The sequence below is a fragment of the Pseudoalteromonas sp. UCD-33C genome (assembly GCF_001306895.1).
In the GTDB taxonomy this organism is placed as follows: domain Bacteria; phylum Pseudomonadota; class Gammaproteobacteria; order Enterobacterales; family Alteromonadaceae; genus Pseudoalteromonas.
Genome location: NZ_LJTB01000002.1, coordinates 360254 through 384767, shown reverse-complemented (window position 1 = coordinate 384767; position 24514 = coordinate 360254). Strand labels below are relative to the sequence as shown.

Genomic DNA, 24514 nt, shown 5'->3' with positions numbered 1-24514 from the left:
CGAGCAATTTCGCAAAATGCAAAGCAAAAGGTAAAGTATGTTAGTTAAAGAGCAGATCAAACGGTTAATTTATTTAGGGCTTTATGCGCTTTACACGCGTATTAAGCTCTTTATTATTCCGTTTTGCATTGTGCCAATCGTCGTCATTGCACTTGGTTTATCTGCTCAAAAACAATATACCAATCACGCTACCATCTTAATTGAAGAGTCAGCACTACTTAATCCTTACTTAGATGATCTGTCTTTCTCGTTTCAGCTTTCTGACCGTATGGCAGCACTGCGTACCTTAGTTATAAGCCGCAAGGTACTTATTGCAGTAGCAAAAGAAACCCAATTAATAGCTGAAGATGCTACGCCAAAGCAAGTTGAAGAAATCCATCAAAAATTATCTAAAGCACTATCACTTTCGTTAATTGGTGATGAGCTGGTCCGCATTAACTTTATTTGGCATGACCAATCACAAATGAAGCCAGTGCTTGAAAAGGTGGTAGAAAAATTTATTGAACGTTTATTAGCACCAACAAAGGCATCACTTGATACTTCTGAGCAGTTTTTCTTTAAGCAGCTGGATAGTTTACGCGAAGAACTTGAGTTATCTGAAGAGGCACTTGCTGATTTTAAAACCAAAAACAGTAACACCTTACCCGATGTTTTACATAGCAATCGCCAAACCTTCGACAGCTTACTAAGTGAAAAACAACAAAAGCTGATTGCTCTTTCAGGGGCTAAAGCAAAACTGAATGCCTTAGTGAGTAAAGTAGGGCAAGCCAATCCAATTTTAGGCAATTTAGAAGAAAAGATAATTCGTACTGAATCAGAGTTAAGTCTTTTGAGAACACGCTATACCGATAAACATAGCAAAATTATCGAGAAAAAACGCACCCTTGCAAATTTAAAAAGCCGCCAACAGGCGCTGTTAGCATCTAGTGAAGAGCTAGACACAACGAATCTTGATCAGTTATGGCAAATGGTTAATACGCTTCCTTCTGGTGATGGTAAAGAGAGCAGCGTTTTAGTTTCACAACTTCTTGCGCTTGAAGAGGCCCGTAATAATTTACTTCAGCAAGAACAAGAATTTGCAATGCTCGAAGAGCAAGTTCAGCTAGTCAGTGAACGTCTGTTAGTAACCAGTGATGTAGAAAAACAATTACGTAAACTAGAGCGTGATTACGATGTTAAACAGTCACTTTATAAAGACATGCTGAGCCGTTACGAAATGGCCAAAGTTACGGGCAAATTAGTGAAATACGAAGGACCAGACAAAGTTAAAACTATCGAGCGAGCTTATAGCCCAACACAACCTATCAATACCTCAATGCTGATGACCGTTATCGTTGGCATTGTGCTTGGGATTTTCACAGGTAGTGCAAGCGTATTTGTTGCTGCACTTTGTGACAGTCACTTAAAAGATATTAAAACCATCGAAAAACTCACCAGCGCAGAGGTGGTAACAGTACTTCCTATCGTCAATGCCGAAACTAACTTCGGAAATATTGAAGGAGATAAATCATGAATGTCATGCACTTAGTTCAACACCTACAAGTAGGTGGCCTAGAAAAAATGGCAATTACTTTACTCAAAAATAGTCAATTTAGTAGCTCGAGTATTATTGTTTCTCTTGAAGGAAACAGGCAATCTGCGTTTGAGCAATGGCCAGAGCTTGAACAATATAGCCATCGAGTTATTTGTTTAAACAAAAAACCAGGCGTGAGTATTTCTGTTATCGCAAAGATAAAGGCATTAATAAAAGAGCATGATATCGATATTATTCACAGTCATCATGTTGGTCCTGTTATTTATGCCGGCCTTGCTTGTGCGTTGACCGGTGATTCGGTTCGTCATATATCAACAATTCATGATGCCTGGTATTTAAATAACGTTAAGCAATGTACTTTCACTAAGTTACTTAACTCGTTAACGAATATTTATTGGGTCGCAGATGCACGCATTGTTGCCGATGAATTTAGAGCTAAAACGGCAATCATTCCTGAGCGCACCATTTTAAATGGTATAGATTGCGATAATTTTGTCGCAATTAATCAATCAACCGCCAGAAATCAGCTCAATTTACCCCACAAAGTTAAGCTAGTTGGCTGTGCTGCAAGGTTAATTGAAGGTAAAGGACACAAAGATCTTATTCATGCATTGCATTACTTACCTGAAGATTACCATATGGTGTTTGCTGGAGATGGCGATCAAAAAGTCATTTTAATGAATTTGGTACGTAATTTAGGGCTTAACGAGCGTGTGCACTTTTTAGGCAACGTTCACGATATGCGAGCCTTTTATTCGAGTATCGACGTGATGTGTTTATACTCACAGCGTGAAGGTTTGCCATTATCGATTATTGAAGCCATGGCATGTGGTATTCCAGTTGTAGCGTCTGATGTAGGTGGAATTCATGAAGTTGTCACCGATAACGAAGGTGAGCTTGTGTCTTTGAACGAGTTTAACAAGCTTGCACCGGCTATTTTGAGAGCATGTAAACTGCCACATGGTCTTTGCATTCGTCATCATGCTATTGCAGTCGCTGATGCAAGAACCATGAGTAGTAAATACGACAATTTATATTCTGCATTAGCAGTGTAGGAGCCAACCATGACTATTTTTACTACATTATTTATCATTTTAATGTGTATTGCTGCGTATCATCATATTGGCTACCCATTATTACTAAAGTGTGTTGCAAGCAAAAAGCAAAAACCAAGCAAGCAAACCGTTTTTGATGACAACTACACACCGAATATTGCTGTTTTGATGTGTGCTTACAATGAACAACAGCATATTGCAGAAAAGCTTTATAACTTAGCATCACTAGTTTATGACACTCATCATTATTCTATTCATGTTTATTTTGATGGTTGCACCGATAAAAGTTATCAACAAGCTCTTAAAGCACAGCAGGTATTACATAAGCAAGGCGTGCAGTGCTATTTTCACCATCGTGATGAAAACCAAGGGAAAGTACAAGGGTTAAATACCTTGATGGGGATGGCAAAATATCACAATGATATTTTACTGTTCACTGATGTTAGTGCTTTATTGAGTATTGATGCATTAAACAAAGTAGCTAAGCAATTTAGTGATCCGCAAGTGGCAATTTCGACAGGTGTTTACACCTTAGATGAAAATGCACCAGATGCGCAAAAAGCCTACTGGCAGTACCAAAACCAAGTGAAAAAATCCGAGTCAAACCTTGGCGCTGTGATTGGCGTACCAGGAGCTATGTTTGCCATGCGAGCTGAGTATGCAAATGAATTAGAAAAAAACACCATTAATGACGACTTCGTGCTATCAATGAAAGCTTTAAGTAAAGGCGGTAAAGCCATTGTCGATGAAGACGTAGTCATTTACGAGCGCGAATGCGATGAGCAAAGTGAAGATTATAAACGCCGAGTAAGATTAGGTGCCGGTAATTGGCAACAAATAAAAGCGCTGCTTTTATTACTTAACCCTCGTTTAGGTTGGACTTGTATGAACTTTTTCTCGCACAAAGTATTACGTGGGGTTATGCCAATTATTTTAGCCTGTATTTATGCTTGTGTATTTATAGAAGCTATCGTCACGCAATCTGTATGGTCACAATTGATTGCTACAGGCATTTTATCGCTTCACACACTGCAAGCGGTTAAAACTATATTCGCTTTTAAAAGACGCATTCCTATCGTCGATAAAGTTAATTACATCTTAAATAGCTACTTTTTAGCACTTTGGGGGATCATTCGTTATGAACAAGGTTACTTCGACACCCCTTGGCAACGTGTAAAATCTGCGAGTAAAGCACAAACCAAATCTGTTATTAAAGTCATCAAAAGAAGCTTAGATATTGCAGGTGCCTTATTTGCACTAAGTCTAGTTTGGCCTGTTTGTTTAATTGCGGCACTGACTATAAAGCTTACATCTAAAGGTCCTATCATCTTTAAGCAACTTAGAGTGGGTGAGAGCTCAGATGACTTCGTTGAGTTATTTTATGTTTATAAGTTTCGCTCTATGGTGGTTGATGCTGAGTCACGTTCTGGTGCTGTGTGGGCCAGTAAAGATGATCCAAGAATAACGGCAGTAGGGCGCTTTATGCGTAAAACACGAATTGACGAACTTCCGCAATTAATTAATGTGCTTAAAGGCGAGATGTCATTAATTGGCCCAAGACCAGAGCGCCCTGTGTTTTATGGTAAATTAGAAAAAGACATTCCTTATTTTTGCCAGCGTACTTACGGGGTTAAACCAGGTATTTCTGGTCTTGCTCAAGTGATGAACGGCTACGATGAAACCATTGACGATGCACGCAGTAAAATTGGCTGGGATTACGCCTATTCACTGAGTATGTCATCACCGCGTGCTTGGGCGAAGCTTGAGTTTTCAATTGTGGTTAAAACATTACAAGTTGTCTTTACTGGCAAAGGGCAGTGATACCAATCCACGTCTTTTTTACCAAATAAATTAAGCAAATCACGTTGCATAATGCAAATTAACAGTAAAAAGTTAATTGCATTATGCATCGCCCCATCATTTAGCCTTTAAATTTCAACACCTTATAAACTGGCATTTTAGTTGTACTAGTTACTATGACTAACCAATTTAACTAAGGTGAAGATCATGGCTAACAACACATCATTTTCTAACGATACCAAACTAATTTCACTACCTAGTGACTTTTCTGGTCTAGCCGTCGATGGCTTTAAAGATCAGTTTGAAGAAGTTGCACACGGCAAACAGCAAAGTGTGGTTCTCGATTTTAGCTCTACTACATTTATTGATTCATCTGGCATTGGTGCCATGGTGTTCCTATACAAACGAATTGAGAAAAAAGGGCAAAAACTATCACTGCTTAATGTGTCTGGGCAACCACACAAATTAATGAGTCTATTAAGAGTTGATAAGACGATTCCATTTATCGAACAAGCTGATATCGCGTGAGGTGATTTATGAAGCACATACTATTTACAATCATTTTGCTAACGCTTGGTGGATGTGCTTCTTGGCCTGATGAGGGGCAAGGAGGCTGGGCTGAAAAATATCAAAATTATCCGCTTACTGATGAACAACACGAGATGATTTACGACACACAAGAAACCGTGGTGCTAAGCGAATTTGAACATCATGTTTTAAAGTTAGATTTATTAAAAGCACAAGGTATACAGCAATGTATGCCAGCGCAATTGCTAAAAGCACAAATATACGAAAACCGTATAAGACGCCTAATAGCAGCGCAAATGTGGTCTGATGCTGAGCATGATTTACTTATTCACTATCACGGTTTAAATCAGCTTGCGAAGCACTTTGAAACTGTTAATGCGATGAGCCAATGTGCAGGCGTTACTGATACTGAAAAAAACATGACAGCATCACTCAAAGACCAGATCACTGAGCTTTTAAATAGTGATAACCAGTTTTCGTTAAATGATTTTCAGGTTACTCCTAAATACATCACACGTTTAGCACAAGCGGCTGACTTAATTAAACAAGTTGATGAGGTTAACTTACTGCTTGTTGGTCATGCTGACATTAGTGGTCAGCAACAAAACAACTATGAGTTAGCACTTAAGCGTGCCGAAACAGTAAAACACTGGCTAGGTATTTATGGTGTAAACCCAGCAACAATAACAACCTTAACGCAAGGTAGTCTAACACCGTACAGCGACGAACCTGACTCACGCTCAAAACGTCATTCAGATAGACGAGTAGAGGCAATTATTATCGACATGAGTGACGATAAAGCCACTAAACAAAAACATGCATTATCCAGCTGGACCAAAATCTTAAATGGTCCTAAGGAGCAATAACATGAAACAGTTAATCTTACTTTGCTTACTTATATTCGCGTCACCTACTTTCGCAGAAGAGATTGAAGTCGGTAATAAACTTTACTTATACCTACCAGGCGAAGCTGAATTTAGCGAACCGTTTGAAGTTGATAAAGAAGGTGCTATTACCTTACCAGAGCTAGGTCGTTTTAAAGTAGCAGGCTTACAGCTAGATGATGTGCAAAGCCAGCTACGCACAGCATTAAGTGAAATGTATGTGGCGATGGATGACTTTTATGTCGAAATTCATTCACGAGATATTTTTATCAATGTTATGGGCTATGTGAACGACCCATCACAAGTAAGTATTCCTAAAGATGGCAACATTCAAATGGTCATCGCCCGTGCAGGCGGCTTAAAACCAGGCGCTCAATTAGACCGTTTACAAATTCGCCGTGGCACCGAGATGATTGAGTTTAACTATAAAGCCTACTTAGACTCAGGCAACATTGATTTATTACCTGCATTACAAAGCGCTGACACGGTCTTTGTGCCTGTGTCTCCGCTGTTAGGTAACGTACAAATTGACTTTGATGCACAAACCTTAAGTGCATCAGGTGATGCAAGTGATAACAGTGCTATTACTTTGCTTGGCGAGGTGCACAATCCTGGTAGCTTTTCATTTAAAGAAAACATGAGTGTACTTGATGCGCTAATGCGTGCTGAGGGTGTAACCCGCTATGCAGATGTAACCAAAATTCGCGTTATCGTTGATAAAACCCCAGTCGTGTTCGATTTAAAAGCGTATTTAGATAAACCTAATAACGACACTATGCCAGAGCTAAAAGCGGGTTCTACTATTTATGTGCCTATCATGGTTGATGATGTAAATACCACTTCAAGAACAGTTTATATCATGGGCGAAGTACAAAAGCCGGGCGCTTATGAAGCAGGCGAAAGCACCAGCTTTTTAGATATTCTGGCTAATGCAGGTGGCCCAACCCGTTTTGCAGAAACTCGTCAGATTAAAATCTTAACTCCAGCAGGAGAAAGCATCTTATTTGACTTACAAGGTTATAGCGAAGGCATAGTTACAGTAAAAGTGCCAAGCCTTAACCCTGGCGATGTGATTTTTGTACCAGAGAAAACCGATCAAAACGAAAAAAGCTGGTTAAAAGTACCCCCAAAACGTGCCATCAAAATTATCGGAGCCATTTTATCTCCGGGTCGTTATGAGTGGAGCCCTGAAATGGACTTTACTGATTTACTTGCGCATGCCGGCGGCCCAACTAAAGGTGCCAATATCAATGATATTAAAATTGTAAGAAACGGTGAGGTGACCAAACGTTTCGATTTAGAGCAATACACTATTAATGATTCTGGCAAATATGAACTGCCAAATTTAATGGCTGGCGATACCATTATTGTTGAAGAGTTACCAGTTGACCCTGCAGACAATAAATCTCAATGGATCCGTCAAGAATCAAGCAAGTCTATTTACATTATGGGGCAGGTGGGCTCACCAGGTCGCTATGCATTTAATACAAATATGCACTTTATCGATATTTTAGCCGCTGCTGATGGCCCTACAGATAACGCTGACTTACGCAATATTCGTATTACTCATCGTAACGGCAATACAGCAAGAGTCAGCAAATTAAACCTTGCACTGTATTTTGAAACCGGTGATGAAACTTTATTTCCACACGTTTTACCGGGCGATACCATCTATATCCCAGAAAAAGATAAAGACTGGTTACGTACGCCAAAAGAGCAAGTAGTTCGCATCATGGGCGCAGTTGAAAAGCCTGGTCGTTATAGCTTTGATGACACTATGACTGTACTTGATGTACTTGCAGAAGCGGGCGGCCCATCAAGCTCAGCGCTTATCGACAAAATCGTGGTGGTAAATCATTCATGCTGTAAAGAGCAGTCTCGTGTATTTGATTTAGAAGAGTTCGTTAAAAACCCTAACTCAGCGTATATCCCTGTGTTACGTGCTGGCGATACCCTGTATGTACCAGACAAAGGCCAAGATTTAATGAGTCAGTTTAAATCAAACTTCTTAGATTTTATTACTGTTGTAGCTTTAGTGGTGGGCTTATGAAACTAATACCAGCGCAATACCAAGAACTTGAAGCCGTGTGTAACGAAATAGATAACAGTAAAGCCCGTTGCATCTGCTTTATTTCGTTAACCGGCAACGAAGGCTCTACATCACTTTGTGCGAGTGTTGCACAGCGCTTAAGTTTGCAAGCTGCCAAAGTGCTTATTATCGACTTAAATCCGTTAAATCCATTTAAGTTTGATGAACCAAAAAAACCAGAATCTTGGTGCTTCAGCGATATTTCGTGTCAGTTGAATATCATCAATACTGAACAGGTAGACCTGCTCACCATGGCGCATCTTAAAGAGCTTGAATCGGTGAAAAACAAAAGCGTACTAAATGATGCAATAGAACGCATAAAACAAGAATATGACTATATATTTTTAGATATGAGCCCAGCTCTTAAATGTAATCGGGGCAATGTACCGCTGCATGCGCTTAGTTTATGTACAGAACTGACATTTTTAACGGTATCGCTTGGTTATAACGACGAAGAAGCTCTATGTCACGGTATGGCAAATCTTGAACACGCAGGCGTCAATAACGTAAAGATTGTTGTTGCGCAGCATCAGTTTGCTCCATTGGGTAGCCGCATCGTGAAAACGCTCAAAGCGTTTCAACCAAAATGGCCTAAACTCACAGAGTACTTATTAAACAAAGTTATTAAACAGCGCTGGTTGTTTTTACCTTATTGAGAACCTGTATGGACTGCTTATATCAAAAATCATTTAGTCTAGATTGGCCCACAGTCAGTGAGATTCGCCATATTTTAAAACATGTTTTGACGGCGATCAGTGTTAAAAATCAAGATATAGATGCAGCAGGGTTAGTAGCAACCGAATACCTAACTAATCTGTTACGCCATAGCCAAGAAACGTCAATGCATGTGCAGTTTGCTATGCATAAACTGCCCGATAAACAGCTGCTAATTGAATTTAAAGACAGTATGCCAAGCTATGATTTATTTAATCAACAACCATCAGGTTGGCAATTAGACTGTGGTGAATTAGTTGAAGGGGGTATGGGGGTGGCGCTCATCAAGCATTACTTTCCAAACGCTTGTTATAAAACTGTTGGCCAGCAGAATACATTCTCTTTTTGTTTAACCAATATCGATAAACGACCCACGCTTATCTACATAGATGATGATAAGGCACAACTTGCTTTACTGAATGCTTATTTATCTGAGCATTTTCAGGTTATTTGCTGTGAGGATAGTGAATCGGGGTGGCAAGAAATTCTCACCTCTGGGGCAACAATTTTATTGCTTGATCATAAACTTAAAAATGGTACTAGTGAGCCTTTACTTAAAAAGCTTAATCAATCTAACCTAAAAATTAATTTATCTGTGGTTATGCTGACAGGTGATGACAGTGAAGAACTTATAAAACGTATAAACCTATTAGGGGTTGATGATTATTTAGTAAAACCCGTAAGCAAAACTCGGTTATTACAAAGTATTGAACGCATTGTGCATCGTTTTTCTGCATTAAAGTATTTAATTAACGAAGAGCGCATGCAAACAAGGCAAAAAATAGGGGAGTTTAATGCCTATAATTTTGGCTCCATTATCAGCCAAAATGGGGGAGATTTTTGTTTGTACCCCCACCAGCAGCAAGCACCTGTGATCATTGGCGATATGATGGGGCACGGTATAACAGCACTAAAAGAAAGTTTTGCCATAAAGGGCTTTTTAAGTGGCTGTTTAGCGACAGAAATACCAATAAGAAATGTTTTAACAACCTTGAACCAAGCCCTGTATGAACAGCGGTTATGTAAAACTAGTTTAGTCACTTTACTAATAAGTTTTATTGAAAATAACACACTTCACTGGTTTAACGCAGGTCATCCAGCCCCCTGTGTGATAACCAAAAATGGTAAATTGATCCAGCTAAGCGGCACTGATCCCTTACTGGGCCTTAGTGATGATCATGTTTATCAACATTATAGTTATAACTTAAATGACGTTGAACACATTTTATTATTCACCGATGGTTGGCTTGATAATCAGCAATTAAGTGATGTAGACCAAATTATTACTAAATTAACTGACGAAAATGTGCAAAGTGAAGAGTTTGCTTATGCACTTTGGCAGGCAAGCCAAGTTGAGTTAACTGCTGAAATAGACGATGCCTCGTTAATTGTGATCAATAAACACTAAAGTTTGAGTTTACAAACCGGTCAAATACGCACTAAGCTACTAATAAGGAACTGTTAAATAATCACTTTATCTCAGCATAAAACGATAATAAAGGAAGTCTGTAATGCCACCTAAAATACTCATTGTTGAAGATACAGAATCGCTAGCGCTGATGTACCAATCATATTTGATCCCAACCGGTGTCGAAACACGCATTGCCTACAATGGTGAACAAGCCGTCGTTGCATTACAGGAGTTTGAGCCTGATTTAGTGATTTTAGATGTTATGTTGCCAGATATGAACGGGCTAGATATTTTATCCTCTTTAGACTCTGACACAGCTCCACAAGTGATTGTTTTAACAGGGCATGCCACCAAAGAAATGGCAATCAAAGCCATTAAACTCGGTGCCAGTGACTTTCTAGAAAAACCAATCGAAGCAGATCGTTTTCGCATTACAGTAAACAACGCATTAAAACTTAAAGATTTAAAACAAACAGTCAAAAGCTATCAAACAACTTACGAGAACGGTAAATACTATGATTTGATTGGTAGCTCATCAGAAATGCAATCTGTTTACCAAATCATAAAATCAGCATCGGCAAGTAAAGCCACTGTGTTTATCACTGGTGAAAGTGGAACTGGTAAAGAGCTGTGCGCCCGTGCGGTACATTTAGCGTCACCGCGTGCGAATAAACCCTTTGTAGCCCTTAACTGTGCAGCAATACCAAAAGATCTAATCGAAAGTGAAATATTCGGTCACTTAAAAGGGGCGTTCACTGGCGCGATTGCCAATCGTGAAGGGGCGGCTGGCCAAGCTGATGGTGGTACGTTGTTTTTAGATGAACTATGTGAAATGGACATCAATTTGCAAAGTAAGCTACTGCGCTTTATTCAAACCGGTTGTTACCAGCAGGTAGGCAGCGAAAAAGAAGTTAAAGTTGATGTGCGCTTTGTGTGCGCCACCAACCGCGACCCATTATTAGAAGTGCAAGAAGGCCGTTTTCGTGAAGACTTATATTATCGCCTACATGTTATCCCTATTGCCTTACCACCGTTGAATCAGCGTGGCAAAGATGTGATCGAAATTGCCGATGCATTATTTAAAAAAATAAGTAAAGAAGAAGGCCGTGCATACAAAGGCATGTCAGAAGGCGTTAAAAATCTATTTTTGAGCTATGGCTGGCCTGGTAATGTTCGCCAATTAGAAAACACCATACGTAACATTCTTGTTTTGCATGATGAATCTTACATTGAAGCGAGTATGATACCAGCACTACCAAACGCACAAAATCAATCACAACCAGTAGCAGCAACTGTTAATACTGTAGCCTCGGAGGTGATGCCGTCACAAAGCTTTACATCGCCATCAACTGAAGCCACTCCTGTTATCAGCGAAGTTGCAACAGCATTTTCTCAAGCCGATATTGAACCGCTTTGGTTGGTAGAAAAACGTTATATTGAGCAAGCCATTGATGCTTGTGATAACAATATTCCTAAAGCTGCAGCTCTTTTGGATGTGAGTCCATCTACGATTTATCGTAAAATTAAAAGCTGGGAAGAGATGCAAGTAAGCTAGAGCTATAGACTCTATCTAGCTGCTTAAATTGCTGCTCTCCAGAAAAACGTTGTTTAACAAGTCTTTGTGCATTGCCTAGCATGTAGCTTCTTTGATCATTACTTAACATAATTACGTTGTTCAGCTGTTTATGCAAAGCATTGCTTGTACTTTCAGTCATCATTAACCCATTGGATAGGTGATTAATTATCTGAGGTAACTGACCAACAGGCGATGCAATAACGAGTACCCCGTGTGCCATTGCTTCTAATGCCACCATAGGTAGACCTTCAGCCCGAGAGCAGATCACCAATACATCGAGTTGTTGCCATATTTGTTGTTGCTCACACTGTCCATGATAACTCACCGCTGACGTATCAAGCTCATTGAGCATAGGGCCATCACCAAACATATGAAATTTTAAGTTAGGTGTGTTGAATCGTTTGGCAGTTTCAATAAAAATGTCAGGGCCTTTTTCATGGGATAAACGACCAACAAATCCGACGTTTAATTGATCATTATTTTTTAGACCTAATACTTTAGTAGATTCATTTACTGGAATAAAATTTTCTAGTAATTCAGCATTGTACAGCTCTTTGGTGAGTTTGCTAGAAACAGCAAAGTTAAGTGAAAAGTAACTTAGTAGTTTGTCGAGTTTATTGTAAAAATAAACCTTACCCGTGCCTGCTTCACCGGCATGATAGGTTGAAATACAAGGGCGGTTTTGCCAGCGACACACTAACTTGCCCATGATACTTGCCTTGTACCCATGGGTATGGAGTAACGCTGAGCGAGGAAACATTTTTAGTATTTCGTTCAAGCTTTTTAAATTTCCGCCAGCAAAACCGAAAGTGATATTTGCATTTTCTAAGCGATTATATAATTCACGGTTATTATGATCTTGATAAAATAGTACCGAGCTCATAATATTATATCGTTCTAACAGCTTACTCATGGCAATCAAATGGCTTTCGATGCCACCAATTAAGCTTGAATCTACGAATAAAATAACACTATATTTCATATTCACTCCAAGGTGAGACCATGATAGATACTGCGACCTATACGCAATTACAACAGGATGTTGGTGACGACCTAGCAAAACAACTTTTGCAGGTATATATCACTGAGTCCCGCCAAATCGTTGCGGATCTTGCTGACGCAACGAAACAGTCTGAAATCGAAATAAATGCCCACAGTTTAAAAAGCAGTAGCCGTAGTTACGGGGCATTAGCCGTAGGCGGCCTTGCAGAACAAATTGAGCAAAAGGCTAAGGCATCACAATTTGACGATGAACTACAAAGCTTAATAGCCTTACTGCAAGACCAATTTGCACAAACGCTAACTCACGCGCAAAGTTTGATTGCTACTGACTAGTTGCTCAGCTTCTAGGCTTAACGGCATTTTTAATATTTCGCCAAATACATTACTTAGCTGCTCAATGTCGTGCTGCTGGTTTGGCGATTTAACAACATCGTCAAAGTGAGACACAATTTCACTAAGCGCATCTAAAGAGATACTCATGTCACAAAACCGGTAACCAAGCATGCCTTCGAGCCAATCAACCGGTTGCATATCGAGCGATTTAATTACGCTGGCTTCTTTGGCAATATTTTCGATAAACAATCGGCATGCTGATGTTTGTTGCACCGCTTTAGCTATGTCTTCAACTAACATGGCAGGCATTACACTGGTAATTAAACTTCCAGGGCCAATTATTAGCATATCGGCGTTTTCAATAGCTTGAACCACACCAGGAGCAGCATTCACATCTTGTGAGAGCGTTAAATAGTCTGGGAGCTCTTCTTGTGAATCAATATCGCATTCACCAAATACTTTTATGCCTGATGACATAACAGCTAGTAAATCGGTCGGCTCGTCTGACATGGGTAGAATCGTTTCTGAATTACCCAACATGGCATTGAACCATGCAACCGCTTGAGTTGCTGAGTTAGTTTGTTGGGTTAAGCTTAATAAGGCTAAATTACCAAGGCTGTGGCCATTGAGTTCACCCCCATCAAAACGGTGGTGAAAAACTTGGTGGATTAATGAGTCACTATCAGCTAATTGCAAACAACAACGTCTAATATCACCAAGGGCAACTACATCTTGGCTTTGACGTAATTTACCTGTGCTGCCGCCGTTGTCTGTGGTTGCAACGATAGCTGTCAGTTCGGCGCAGTGAGGTCTAATTGCACTTAACATATGGGATAAACCGTGTCCGCCGCCTATGCATACTATTTTCATAACTGTCACCTTGGTTAAACTTGATTAATATTTAGTTAGCATGGCCCGTACCAAGTGTTCGGATTTATATAACACAATGAAATTTAAATAATTTATTTTGATATTTTTATGGCTAAACTGAGAACTGTTTTCTATATTTGCAATATGCGATGCAATATTAACTAGGAATGGCAATGGCAGAGTTAAACTTAGAGCAATTACAACTTGAGCTAACGGCATTTCATGGCATAAATGATAGCCGTGCATTAAAAGCTCAACTTGAAAAAGTGCTTCTGCCATATTTTTCGTTTAAAGAGTTTTGTTTAATAAATTTCGAAGATTCAAAAGCATCCCTCGAAATGCGTACTATTAAGTACATTGAATTTGACGAAACAATATTAAAGTCAAAGTTACAACAAGCTCAGTCACAGTGGTTATTTAATGAAGATAACTCACTGTTTTATAGTAATGAGTTCGTAAATAACCTAATTTTTCATGTTGATATCTCTGAACACACAACGCAGTGCTTGGTCTTTTTCGATATAAAAGAGCAGGCTAGTTTTAATGATAAATCACAAACCGCAATCAAAATCTTATTACAGCAAGTAGCGGTTCAATTAGCTGCGCAAACAAGGCTTAACCGCCAAAAGTTTCACTCAACCTCTTTACTAACAAGACTAGGCGAGTTATCTGAGTTATTTAGAGACTTTGCCAGCGAATGGTTTTGGCGTACTAATAAAGATGAGCACTTTATTAATGTTTTAACTACCGCCAGCCACAGTAACTTATACAAACGTCATTTTTTACATAAAAATTTTGATGCCATCATCACTGAGCAGGAACAAAATCAGTTAAAAAAGTGGTCGCACTTTAAACACTTGCTGGCAGAGCATGCCGAGTTTTTAGATTTTGAATTTGAAGTTAATTCGTCGCCTCCGGCCTGGGTCTCTTTAAGTGGTAAGCCACAATTTGATTCAAGCGGGAAATTTCGCGGCTATTTAGGTATTGCCAAAGATATCACTGTCAATAAAGACCGCGAGCAAGCACTACAATTAGCAAAAGAAAAAGCAGAAGAAGCAAACCAAGCAAAGTCTCAGTTTTTAACTGTGATGTCTCATGAGATCAGAACACCTATGAACGCCATTGTAGGCATGTTGGAGTTGTTAGCCGATTCAGAACTTAATGACAAGCAAACACGTTGGCTCGATTACGCAAACTCAAGCGCTGACTTATTACTTGATTTGATCAGTGATGTGCTGGATTTTTCAAAAATTGAAAGTGGCTCGATGGAGCTTGATGTTAAAGCGACAGATATAAATGCGTTAGTTAAAAATATAACCGCACAGTTTCAAGAAACAACTCAAGGCTCTAATGTCTTGTTTACCACAGAGATAAGCGATGGCTTACCCAACAAAATTAATATCGATGGGGTTCGGGTCGGGCAAATTCTGTTTAATATTTTAGATAATGCCTTCAAGTTTACCAAAGTAGGCACCGTCAATTTCAGAGCAGATTTTAATGATACCCATTTGTTATTTGAGATAGCAGATACTGGGCAGGGGATCTCTCAATCTCAAATAGCCAGCATTTACGATGCCTTTAAACAGCATGACTATGGTGTTAATCGACAAGTAGAAGGGATTGGCCTTGGGCTTAGCATTACCAAAAGCCTTGTTGATTTAATGAAAGGCGAGATTAGAGTAGCTAGTGCAATCAATATTGGTACTAAATTTAATATTTACATACCATACTCTATCGTCGCCGATGATCAGCAATCAATAGAGCATGAACAAACTCTTGAGCCCATGGCTATTCTTGTTACTGAAGATAACAAAACCAACCAAGTGCTAATCAAAACCTTTTTAGAAAAGCTCAATCACCATGTCACCCTTGCAGATAATGGCCAACAAGCAATTGATAAAGTACAACAGCAAAACTTCGATTTAGTTTTAATGGATATGATGATGCCAGTGATGGATGGTATTACAGCAACTAAATACATGCGTGAAGAATTAAAAATGACTTTACCCATTGTCGCCTTAACAGCCAATGCATCTCATCAAGATAAAGCCACTTGCTTAGAAGCAGGAATGAACAAAGTGCTGACAAAACCCATTCGCTTTCATGATCTAAACCGCGCACTGCGTATTTTGTTTAGCCAATAAAAAAGCCCCAAATGGGGCTTTTAAAATGAAACTCGACTTTACAACACCATTGCCGCAACCCAGCCAGCAACAAGTAGCGGAATATTAAAATGGATGAAAGTAGGTACTACTGAATCCCAAATATGGTCGTGTTGACCATCTGCATTTAGGCCAGATGTTGGGCCAAGTGTTGAGTCAGAGGCAGGGGAGCCTGCATCACCTAGCGCACCAGCAGTACCAACCAGTGCTGCAGTAGCCATAACAGAAAAGTTTAATTCCATACAAAGTGGTACAAACAGGGTGGCTATAATTGGCACTGTCGAAAACGAGCTACCAATGCCCATGGTGATTAATAGCCCAACGAGTAAAATTAATGCTGCGGCAAGTGGCTTGTTACCTTCAATCATTCCTGCAGCAGCGCTAACTAATGAAGCAACATCACCGGTTGCTTTCATCACCGAAGCAAAGCCTTGCGCAGAAATCATAATAAAGCCAATCATCGCCATCATAGCAATACCTTTGCTAAATACATCGCCGTTTTGCTCAAGCTTTACAACACCAAATAAGGTAAATATAGCTACCCCAACAAGACCACCTAGGATCATAGAGCCGCTAATATTTTGTGCCACTAATGAACAAAGTACGGCGGTAATTCCCACTGCTAACACCTTTTTAGGCTGCTCAATGACAACCTCTTGCTGTTGCTCTGTTAGGCTGTGAGACTCGTAACTACGGCGTTTTCGATAAGATATAAACACCGCAACCAATAAACCAAATAACATCCCAATGGCTGGAATGATCATTGCCATCGGCACTTGAGTATTAACAATCTCTAGACCATTTTCAGTGAGGTTCTTGTGTAGTATCGAGTATAAGTAAATGCCACCAAAACCATAAGGTAGCACCATGTAAGAGGTGGCTAAGCCGAAGGTTAAGATACACGCAATTGCTCGTCTATCAAGGCGTAACTTGTTAAACACCACAAGTAGAGGTGGAATTAGAATTGGGATAAAAGCTATATGTACGGGTATCAAATTTTGCGACGAGATCGCACACAGCAAAATAATACTCAATATAAGATAACTAAGTGTCGTTTCGCCTTTGTGGCTATTCTCGTTTACTTGCTTTAGTAACTTAGACGCTAAAATACGTGTTAAACCTGACTTAGAAATAGCCACCGCAAATGCACCTAACATCGCATAGCTAAGTGCTATTTCAGCGCCGCCCGATAAGCCATCATTAAATGCATTAACGGTTTGTGATAAACCAAGGCCTGCGGTCAAACCCGCAATAATTGCGCTTACCGTCATCGCCACAATGACATTAATTCGACAAAGTGTCAGGATCAGCATCAACATAACGCCGACAATTACTGCATTCATATTGTTCTCTATTTGGCTGTTTTGAGAGAGTTTAACAGAACTCGTACGCGGTTTTTGCGATTTTGGTTATATGATTGCTGTTGGTAACGTACTTCGATGATTATTTGCTCAAACTCACTTAAATATGCCTCTGTTCTAGGCTTTTGCTGTTTAATTAAAGCAATATTTTGTAGTGGCGTGTTGGTATCAACTGGCTCAATGCCTTGCTTTTTTGCCCACAGGTAAAACTTAGTGATGTCATCAACAAGCGGTTCTCTACTTCGAATAGGGCGTTTGTTATATAAGAAATAGCCAGTAAAGCTCAGTAATAATGTACCTAACACAATTAAAGGCGTTAGCCATGCTGACTTATTACCAAACAGTGAATCAAATAAATTTTGTTGTGATTCTTGGTCAAACGTAAGCACCCAGTTAGTCCATTTATAGTCGAGCTCTTCAAGATGAATTCTAAGCCAGTTTATTGCTTTAAAATGACTCCAGCGCTTTAGACCAAAGTTAAGATTGTCGTTAAAGCTTTCGTTTAAATCCCCCAGTTGTGATAACGAACCGTTTAAACGCTCAGGAGCAACAACGGCGGTAGCATCAAATATGTGCCACTTTTCATCAAAGAACACTTCGACCCAAGCATGTGCATCGTATTGATAAATGTTAAGCGTAGCAGCTTTAGTTTGTTCTCCGCCTAAATAACCAGATACAACACGGGCGGGGTAACCGGCGACACGAAACATAAATGCAGCGGTGCTGGCATAGTGACCACAAAAGCCACGTTTGGTATCAAACACGAACTGGTCTAGCGTATTATCACCATACATTGGTGTAGGCGTTAATGTATAAGCAAACTGTTTCTGATTAAAGTAATCAAGAAGCGCGTTAAAGTAAGCTTGCGCATTTTCATGCTCAGCAGCCAGCTCGTTTGCCAGTGCCGTTGTTTGCGGATTGGTTGTTTTCGGTAAGCGGGTATATAAGCGTTTTTCAAAGTTATTTAGGCTCAGCGAGGCTTGGCTACTAGTTACCGCGTATTTAATGTTTTTGTTTAAGTTACCTTTACGTTTTAACAAGCCATTGTAGGTTGAGTGCACATCAGAATTAGCACTTTGCGCAAAGCCAAGCCCAAACAACCAGTTTGATGATGAGGGCTCTGCAATAACGTGATAATTAACGCTATTACTTTGAGTAATTGTACGGCGAATTGGGTTAAATTGTTGAGACTTCAAAATGTCCGATATTAGCCAATCGCTACCATTAAACTCATCATGAATAAGGCTGCGCCAGTAATAGGGGGCTTGTAGGTCTTGCCCTGCCTGTTGCTCTACCAGAAAAACCAAGTCATCTGACTCAGCTAATTTCGCAATAGAAAAGGGGTTAACTTGCTCTGATAAACCCGTTTTAGCAAGCTTTGGCCCCGGTAGCTGCCAAAACGCTGGAATTTTAGGTAAAAATAAAATCAAAAACGCCGCTATGGGTAAGGCTAGTAGTATGGTTTTAAAACTTTGTTTGTTAGCGGCCTTAAAGCTTTGCGGGCTAGTTAAATAGCCAAGTACCGCGAAGTTAACAATATAAAGTACACTGACTACCAAGGTTTCAAATAACCCTTGATGAAACAAATACACCGTTGAAAGGTTAAAAAATACTAGTAAACAAACGGTTTGATACTGTTTAACGGTTTTCGCTTGTAGCAATTTAAAGCTGCTAGCAAGTAGCATCATGGATACAAATAACTTGACCGTATCGCTCACACCAACCAGAACAAATAAGGCAACTAAGCAAACCGCAGCCAAAATATTCGCCACCAATCCATTTAGTTTTTTATAAAACTTACCTAAAAACAAGTTTAAAAAGCTTAGGCCCGCCAATATGGCTAAGAATGGAGTAGGTACTTCAGTGAACAAAAAGCCACTGGTAACAATAAACAGCAGTGATAAAACGGTATTTATAAGCGGTGTATTCATAATTAAAACTCCGCTAATGCTTGCAAGCAGGCTTTTTGATGGTTGACCCCTTGGCCTTTCGCTATGGATTTATTGGGTAAGGTTAACGAAAACGCCATTTGTTGGTCGGTTAATTGGTTCACCAAAAAACATAACTGGCTTAATCTATGCTCATTATTGCCACTCAACATATTGAAATTAAGCGCTAATTCCTGTGATGCGTCACTGGTAAATTCTTTCGTTAATAGTTGCTGAGTTTTAGCGTAGTGTTTCCACGATACCTTATTAAGCGCTGTTCCTTGCACAAAAGGGGTAAGCTGATAAAAGTCATCATTACCGGCTTTAACTTGTGCGTTATCGCCATCGTGTTCGTCATTGTCATGGAGCTGAGTATCAAGCTTTTCAGCGGCGATAGGCTGAGGGTAAACATAAACCGTTTCGGTTGGCTCTATATAACTCCACACAGACACCAAACCAAATGGAAAGTGGCTAATGATTTTTATTCTATCAAAGCCATATGCACCGCGTTCACTAAATTTTAGCGCTATTTCAACGATCTTTTTCTCTTTACTTTGTAGTGACACAGTTTCAGATTCAAGGTTGTCATTAATCAGTTTTATAAGTTCACAGTATGATTGTGCTTGAATTTGAAAACGCGCAATAGGGGCTTTTGGCGCATAACTTTCGTTTACTGACAGGTATTTAACCGACAAACCTCTCACATTTTTATAGCCGGTGAGTATCGCAAACACCAAAACAACCACCATTAAATACGCCATGGCTAAAATCAGGTTGTTTTGATAGTTAATGCCCATTACAAAGTTTAGTAAGGCAATTAGTAAAAACTGCCCACCAAGTTTTGAGGGTAATACATAAATCGTTTTATGTTGAAGCTCAATTTCGTTGGTATTATGCTTGTTTTTTAATAACTTATTAAAAACAGACTGACGAAATTGATCAATAAAAGCAGGGCGCTTAAACATGTTTTATAAGCTTACAGGCACATGTTTAAGTGCATAACCGCTGTCACCAGCGTTTAATCCAAGCCTGTGATCAGTCACACTAGGAAAAACAGCTTGTACATCTTCAGGCATTACAAAATCACGACCTTCAATATACGCCCATGACTTTGCAGCTCGGGCAAGCGCAATGCTGGCTCTTGGTGATAATGGGTTTACAAAATGGTTATCTTGGCGAGTAAACGCAACTAGCTCAAGGATATAATCAACCACCGAGTTGCTTATAGTTACTTTATTAATTTCTTTTTGAATAACAGCAAGTTGCTCAGGATTAATGCGCACAGGTAAGTCGTCATAATTTCGATTGTTTAAGCCTAAAATGAGGTTTTTCTCAGCGTGTTTATCAGGAAAACCTAAACTAATACGCATGAAAAAGCGGTCTAATTGTGACTCAGGTAACGGATAAGTACCAGATTGATGCACTGGATTTTGCGTAGCAATCACAAAAAATGGCGATGGTAGGGCGTGTTTAACCGAATCTACCGTCACTTGTTTTTCTTCCATAGCTTCTAATAGCGCACTTTGTGTTTTAGGGCCGGCACGATTAATTTCATCACCTAAAACAACTTGGCTAAATACTGGGCCTTGATGAAATGAAAAACTATGTTCTTTAGCATCAAAAATGTTTGTACCAAGAATGTCAGAAGGTAATAAATCGCTAGTGAATTGAATGCGTTGATATGACAAGCCAAGAACTGCGGCAAGTGCATGAGATAAAGTGGTTTTTCCCATGCCTGGTAAATCTTCAATTAACAGGTGGCCTTCACTAAATAAACACGTAAGGGCGAGTTTGATTTGTTGTTGTTTACCAAAAATAACCGTTGATAAGTCATCTATAATGAGTTGGATTGTCGAATTCATAAACTACTTAGTTTGTTATGGTTTCCATCAATTCTAGACGTTTCATAACAGAGTCGACTTTTTTTGCGTTGAATGGTTTAGCGATAAAACCTTTAGCACCTAATTCCCAGGTGTTTTGCACATTCTCAAGACTATTATGGCCAGAGCACATAACAACATGAGTATGAGGATGGCGGTCATTTAAGTATTCAAGAATATCCGTACCGTCAGTATTAGGTAGTTCAATATCAAGAAAGATAACGTTAGGCGACTTTTCTTCAATAACGGTTTTAGCTGATTCAAAATCTCGACTTTCTAAAATATCGTCAAAACCAAGACCAGTTAAAATTTGATTTAGATAGTCGCGGATATCTTGCATATCATCGATTATCAAAATAGGTTCTAACGGCTTCACAAATTCCATATCGTTTACATCTTATCGTTACATCTCAAGTTGATAGTTTTAATATAAGTCATGAGATAACTAAGCTCAAGAAACAAGCACTAATAAAATGAATAATATGATAAAACACCACCCAAATGTCCGATACCGTCTAGTATTGGACTTAACATGCACAGAGAATAGGTGTAGATATGTATAGATACTGTACTTCCCATAATTTATATTATGTTAAATAGAATATTTATCTTTATAAGCAGGTTCATTAGTCGTTAGATTTTAAGGTTTTTAGCCCCTTTTTTGCTTAATTTGGGTTTTCACGGTTTTATAGCTTTCTATGAACTGCTCATTTTTACTTTGTAAATTTTCAATCAGACTTACTTCATTCCAATGAAACTATAACTTGGCTTTGTCCTAACCAAGATTTTAAATGCCTTTCTTGTACGGCTCCCCAAAAAGTATAAAAGCAATTTTGGTTTCACTGCCTGTAACCGTTATGGCTTTAAGTTCATTAACTATGATTTATTTCTACATCAAGCTGCTCGTTATACCGAAAGCCACGTAAATGCCCTTCAAGCTCAAATTAGATAACTGTACGATTTGGTAAGTAAGCTAGACGCTGTGAGTCATTGGTAATGACTTAATCAAAATGAGTGAACAGCTTGCTTTAAAAGATATTGTGTTAAAGTATGGAGATAAAAAATACTGCTTGAATTCGTGCCGCTACTACAGCGGCCTTTTTTAGTGGTATTTATCTAATATGAAAAAGGAAATTCTTTGAAATGAAAAAATTGAATGTAACTGAGGGTGACAGAATTGAATCTGGTCACATTGATAAAATTAAAAGCTTTGAAAGTTTTGGGGAAAAAAATTTAAAGTATCGTAAGGGCTTAGTTTTACTTTCTGTATTTTCAATAATTTATAATTTAGCTGGGATTAAATTAACAGGAACAAGTATTGGCCTAATTAGTGGTAGTGTTTCTTTCCCATCTGTCCTTGTAGTCGCCATACTAGTTTCTTTAATTTATTACCAAATTCTTTATTACTTATTCATTTTAACAAAATATGAGGTGTATTTACTCTCAATTACGAATAAGAAATTAATAAATAGCTTTCTAAAAGATCTTGTTCAGTATTTAATTAAAACTTCGGTCAGAAGGCGACTAGAATCAAAAAAAGGCTTGGGCTTTCTTCGGCTTGAAATTGATGATGTAAGAACTACATATGAAAAACAGACATTTAGTGTTTTCTGTAATATTGATTTCTTTGACCAAGAATCAAGAAATAGGATTTTAGAGGAAATTAAATCCCTTGGTTATAATGCTGAAATTATAAGTCYTGATACAAGGTTTGCTTCTACAGAATCCAATAGTGAAAGAATTGACTTTAGGTGGTATTACGAAAAGTCTAAAGAGGATGAAAGCTTTATAGAAAGGTACTTTAAAAGTATTAGGTTTTATAATCTAACCGTTTTTGTAGAGTATAGAGTCCCCTTCTATTTATCCATTGTTGCATTAACAACTTTTTGTCTCAGATCTGAAACAATTATGGAAAAACTACATATTTTAAATAATTATTTCTTTTAAAAATAAAAAGCCCACATTTTTAGCGGGCTTTTTGTTGGCCATTACACCCTTTTGGATTTTTACTTTAAAGCTTCAGATAAAGCATCAACAATTTCATCATCAAGCTTGTTTTCTGATTTGCTTGCTAAGTGCTTAACTGTTGCCAAACATACACGTTTTATAAATGCTTCGGTTAGCAGTTTAGCTGCTAAATATTTACCTAATGTCGTTATCATAATTTATCCTGTAGTTTCGTTATATCTTCACCGTGCTTTTCAATTACACGCTTAATCCATGTAATGTCTGTTTTCACTGCGGCAAAACGGTAGCGAACGCACCACCAATTTGCACAATAACAATGAAATCAAGTTTATTGAGTTTACATCGACTGTCATGCCCTATCCCTAGTTAACAAATCAACTAAACCGATAGAAAAACTAGTAGAAATTATGTATCGCGGTTACATGCCACCTACTGGCCCGTGGTCATAATGTAGAATTTCAAGGGAGGATAACTTATTGCTTACCCCCTGGGGAAAAGTAAAACCATCAGATGTGCAACTCGTGCATCGGTATAAATGGTCAGCTAAGAAATCTGAACAGATGTACCAAAGCCTAAAAAAGCAAACATCCAATCAAGACAAATATTTATTTGATCTTCAAAACCAATTACTAGATATTATCGGTGATATATCAGAAAAAACAGGTAGTTAAATAAAGGGAATGTTATGTCTAGAAAGCAATTATATGATTTCATGGGGAATAATTGTCAATACTGTAATACTTCAGTTCAAGAGTTATATGATAGGTATGATACAGTAAATAGAATGTTTGAATTTCATCATATTAAACCTRAATTAAAATCTCCAAATTATAGTAATTTAATAAAAAACAAACTTAGTACTATTAAACTTGAGGAATTAGAAAAGTGCGTACTATTATGTGCTCAGTGTCATAAAATTCTGCACGCCCAAAATCAGGAAGTTACTATTGAATTTAAGTTTACAGTTAAAGAGCAAGTTGTAACTAAAAGCTTTCAGGCTGGGTTATTACAGATAATTTAGCTAAAACAAAAAAGTTTATAACAAATGAAGCACATCTTTTGCACCCATATTTGATTAAGACTTCAGGTAAAGAATTTCTGGTGTTTCACTTTCAAATTTTAGATAACCCTTCAATACTGACAGATGAAATATCCAAGTTATTACCTAACACCTCTGTTTCAATAATTAGTTACATTACTGGAGCAAATGTTTTCACTGCTGAACGCGAAAATCATGACTTAACTTTATCAATTCATCCAATGCTTGGTTTATTTCAAATAGAACCAGCTCAAAGCAGCAAAAGAGAAAAGTTTTGGTATAGAAATGGTATATATATTGATGATAATAAAGTTGATTTTAACCGCTCTATAATTGTGAAATCTAAATTTAATGATTTGAGATTTGAACCTTTATGATAA

General features: G+C 38.5%; 21 protein-coding genes. 13 read left to right on the top strand and 8 right to left on the bottom strand.

The window, feature by feature from the left end; all coding sequences use genetic code 11:
* Window positions 1–37: 37 nt before the first annotated feature.
* From AOG26_RS05020 to AOG26_RS04980, 9 genes are all read left to right on the top strand, one after another.
* The gene (locus AOG26_RS05020) at window positions 38–1513 is read left to right on the top strand and encodes a GumC family protein (protein WP_054561493.1); all 1476 of its coding nucleotides are present in this window, start codon (window positions 38–40) and stop codon (window positions 1511–1513) included.
* On the top strand, window positions 1510–2589 hold the full coding sequence (locus AOG26_RS05015) for a glycosyltransferase (protein ID WP_054561492.1): 1080 nt from the start codon (window positions 1510–1512) through the stop codon (window positions 2587–2589). Before AOG26_RS05020 ends, AOG26_RS05015 begins: the two co-directional genes overlap by 4 nt.
* Window positions 2590–2598: 9 nt before the next feature.
* The gene (locus tag AOG26_RS05010; protein WP_054561491.1) at window positions 2599–4410 is read left to right on the top strand and encodes a sugar transferase; all 1812 of its coding nucleotides are present in this window, start codon (window positions 2599–2601) and stop codon (window positions 4408–4410) included.
* Between the two features lie 186 nt (window positions 4411–4596).
* Complete coding sequence (locus tag AOG26_RS05005) at window positions 4597–4917, top strand: STAS domain-containing protein (RefSeq protein ID WP_054561490.1); 321 nt, start codon at window positions 4597–4599, stop codon at window positions 4915–4917.
* Between the two features lie 8 nt (window positions 4918–4925).
* Entirely contained in the window at window positions 4926–5783 is an 858-nt protein-coding gene (locus AOG26_RS05000; RefSeq protein ID WP_054561489.1) for an OmpA family protein, read from the top strand.
* A gap of 1 nt (window position 5784) precedes the next feature.
* Window positions 5785–7851, top strand: coding sequence for an SLBB domain-containing protein (locus tag AOG26_RS04995; protein WP_054561488.1), 2067 nt, complete (start codon window positions 5785–5787; stop codon window positions 7849–7851).
* Window positions 7848–8546, top strand: a complete 699-nt coding sequence (locus tag AOG26_RS04990) for an AAA family ATPase (RefSeq protein ID WP_054561487.1) — start codon at window positions 7848–7850, stop codon at window positions 8544–8546. The genes AOG26_RS04995 and AOG26_RS04990 overlap by 4 nt, the downstream gene beginning before the upstream one ends.
* Before the next feature lie 8 nt (window positions 8547–8554).
* Window positions 8555–10012, top strand: coding sequence for a SpoIIE family protein phosphatase (locus AOG26_RS04985; RefSeq protein ID WP_054561486.1), 1458 nt, complete (start codon window positions 8555–8557; stop codon window positions 10010–10012).
* Window positions 10013–10115: 103 nt separating this feature from the next.
* The gene (locus AOG26_RS04980) at window positions 10116–11570 is read left to right on the top strand and encodes a sigma-54-dependent transcriptional regulator (protein ID WP_054561485.1); all 1455 of its coding nucleotides are present in this window, start codon (window positions 10116–10118) and stop codon (window positions 11568–11570) included.
* Here the strand turns inward: AOG26_RS04980 and AOG26_RS04975 are convergent.
* Entirely contained in the window at window positions 11539–12573 is a 1035-nt protein-coding gene (locus AOG26_RS04975) for a glycosyltransferase family 4 protein (protein ID WP_054561484.1), read from the bottom strand. The genes AOG26_RS04980 and AOG26_RS04975 overlap by 32 nt on opposite strands.
* Before the next feature lie 20 nt (window positions 12574–12593).
* On the opposite strand from AOG26_RS04975, the gene AOG26_RS04970 reads away from it, so the two are divergent.
* On the top strand, window positions 12594–12926 hold the full coding sequence (locus tag AOG26_RS04970; protein WP_054561483.1) for an Hpt domain-containing protein: 333 nt from the start codon (window positions 12594–12596) through the stop codon (window positions 12924–12926).
* On the opposite strand, the gene AOG26_RS04965 is transcribed toward AOG26_RS04970, so the two are convergent.
* Window positions 12891–13796 carry a gluconeogenesis factor YvcK family protein gene (locus AOG26_RS04965; protein ID WP_054561482.1) on the bottom strand — a complete coding sequence of 302 codons (906 nt, stop codon included), beginning with the start codon at window positions 13794–13796 and terminating at the stop codon, window positions 12891–12893. The two genes, AOG26_RS04970 and AOG26_RS04965, sit on opposite strands and share 36 nt — an antisense overlap.
* Window positions 13797–13969: 173 nt before the next feature.
* Here AOG26_RS04965 and AOG26_RS04960 point away from each other — a divergent pair, with 173 nt between their 5' ends.
* A complete protein-coding gene (locus tag AOG26_RS04960) occupies window positions 13970–15940 on the top strand; it encodes a response regulator (RefSeq protein ID WP_054561481.1) in 1971 nt (656 codons plus the stop codon).
* A gap of 38 nt (window positions 15941–15978) precedes the next feature.
* Here AOG26_RS04960 and AOG26_RS04955 read toward each other — a convergent pair whose 3' ends face one another.
* The 5 genes from AOG26_RS04955 to AOG26_RS04935 are packed head-to-tail and all read right to left on the bottom strand — an operon-like array spanning window position 15979 to window position 21512.
* Window positions 15979–17301, bottom strand: a complete 1323-nt coding sequence (locus AOG26_RS04955; RefSeq protein WP_054561480.1) for a Na+/H+ antiporter family protein — start codon at window positions 17299–17301, stop codon at window positions 15979–15981.
* A gap of 8 nt (window positions 17302–17309) precedes the next feature.
* Window positions 17310–19250 (bottom strand): transglutaminase family protein, encoded by a 1941-nt coding sequence (locus AOG26_RS04950; protein WP_054561479.1) that lies wholly within the window; start codon window positions 19248–19250, stop codon window positions 17310–17312.
* A 2-nt stretch (window positions 19251–19252) separates the two neighbouring features.
* Window positions 19253–20212: a DUF58 domain-containing protein gene (locus AOG26_RS04945; RefSeq protein ID WP_054561478.1), complete on the bottom strand. Its 960-nt coding sequence runs from the start codon at window positions 20210–20212 to the stop codon at window positions 19253–19255.
* Window positions 20213–20215: 3 nt separating this feature from the next.
* On the bottom strand, window positions 20216–21109 hold the full coding sequence (locus AOG26_RS04940; protein ID WP_054561477.1) for an AAA family ATPase: 894 nt from the start codon (window positions 21107–21109) through the stop codon (window positions 20216–20218).
* Window positions 21110–21116: 7 nt separating this feature from the next.
* On the bottom strand, window positions 21117–21512 hold the full coding sequence (locus AOG26_RS04935; protein WP_054561476.1) for a response regulator: 396 nt from the start codon (window positions 21510–21512) through the stop codon (window positions 21117–21119).
* A gap of 758 nt (window positions 21513–22270) precedes the next feature.
* Here AOG26_RS04935 and AOG26_RS04930 point away from each other — a divergent pair.
* Complete coding sequence (locus AOG26_RS04930) at window positions 22271–23074, top strand: hypothetical protein (protein WP_054561475.1); 804 nt, start codon at window positions 22271–22273, stop codon at window positions 23072–23074.
* A 59-nt stretch (window positions 23075–23133) separates the two neighbouring features.
* Here AOG26_RS04930 and AOG26_RS20840 read toward each other — a convergent pair whose 3' ends face one another.
* Window positions 23134–23289 (bottom strand): hypothetical protein, encoded by a 156-nt coding sequence (locus tag AOG26_RS20840; RefSeq protein ID WP_200907856.1) that lies wholly within the window; start codon window positions 23287–23289, stop codon window positions 23134–23136.
* A gap of 907 nt (window positions 23290–24196) precedes the next feature.
* Between AOG26_RS20840 and AOG26_RS04920 the strand changes: the two genes are divergently transcribed.
* Window positions 24197–24511, top strand: a complete 315-nt coding sequence (locus AOG26_RS04920; protein WP_054561473.1) for a hypothetical protein — start codon at window positions 24197–24199, stop codon at window positions 24509–24511.
* Window positions 24512–24514: the final 3 nt, after the last annotated feature.

Coding starts and splice junctions, on each gene's coding strand:
- AOG26_RS05020 (WP_054561493.1), top strand. CDS start 38: ATGTTAGTTAAAGAGCAGATCAAACGGTTAATTTATTTAGGGCTTTAT.
- AOG26_RS05015 (WP_054561492.1), top strand. CDS start 1,510: ATGAATGTCATGCACTTAGTTCAACACCTACAAGTAGGTGGCCTAGAA.
- AOG26_RS05010 (WP_054561491.1), top strand. CDS start 2,599: ATGACTATTTTTACTACATTATTTATCATTTTAATGTGTATTGCTGCG.
- AOG26_RS05005 (WP_054561490.1), top strand. CDS start 4,597: ATGGCTAACAACACATCATTTTCTAACGATACCAAACTAATTTCACTA.
- AOG26_RS05000 (WP_054561489.1), top strand. CDS start 4,926: ATGAAGCACATACTATTTACAATCATTTTGCTAACGCTTGGTGGATGT.
- AOG26_RS04995 (WP_054561488.1), top strand. CDS start 5,785: ATGAAACAGTTAATCTTACTTTGCTTACTTATATTCGCGTCACCTACT.
- AOG26_RS04990 (WP_054561487.1), top strand. CDS start 7,848: ATGAAACTAATACCAGCGCAATACCAAGAACTTGAAGCCGTGTGTAAC.
- AOG26_RS04985 (WP_054561486.1), top strand. CDS start 8,555: ATGGACTGCTTATATCAAAAATCATTTAGTCTAGATTGGCCCACAGTC.
- AOG26_RS04980 (WP_054561485.1), top strand. CDS start 10,116: ATGCCACCTAAAATACTCATTGTTGAAGATACAGAATCGCTAGCGCTG.
- AOG26_RS04975 (WP_054561484.1), bottom strand. CDS start 12,573: ATGAAATATAGTGTTATTTTATTCGTAGATTCAAGCTTAATTGGTGGC.
- AOG26_RS04970 (WP_054561483.1), top strand. CDS start 12,594: ATGATAGATACTGCGACCTATACGCAATTACAACAGGATGTTGGTGAC.
- AOG26_RS04965 (WP_054561482.1), bottom strand. CDS start 13,796: ATGAAAATAGTATGCATAGGCGGCGGACACGGTTTATCCCATATGTTA.
- AOG26_RS04960 (WP_054561481.1), top strand. CDS start 13,970: ATGGCAGAGTTAAACTTAGAGCAATTACAACTTGAGCTAACGGCATTT.
- AOG26_RS04955 (WP_054561480.1), bottom strand. CDS start 17,301: ATGAATGCAGTAATTGTCGGCGTTATGTTGATGCTGATCCTGACACTT.
- AOG26_RS04950 (WP_054561479.1), bottom strand. CDS start 19,250: ATGAATACACCGCTTATAAATACCGTTTTATCACTGCTGTTTATTGTT.
- AOG26_RS04945 (WP_054561478.1), bottom strand. CDS start 20,212: ATGTTTAAGCGCCCTGCTTTTATTGATCAATTTCGTCAGTCTGTTTTT.
- AOG26_RS04940 (WP_054561477.1), bottom strand. CDS start 21,109: ATGAATTCGACAATCCAACTCATTATAGATGACTTATCAACGGTTATT.
- AOG26_RS04935 (WP_054561476.1), bottom strand. CDS start 21,512: ATGGAATTTGTGAAGCCGTTAGAACCTATTTTGATAATCGATGATATG.
- AOG26_RS20840 (WP_200907856.1), bottom strand. CDS start 23,289: ATGATAACGACATTAGGTAAATATTTAGCAGCTAAACTGCTAACCGAA.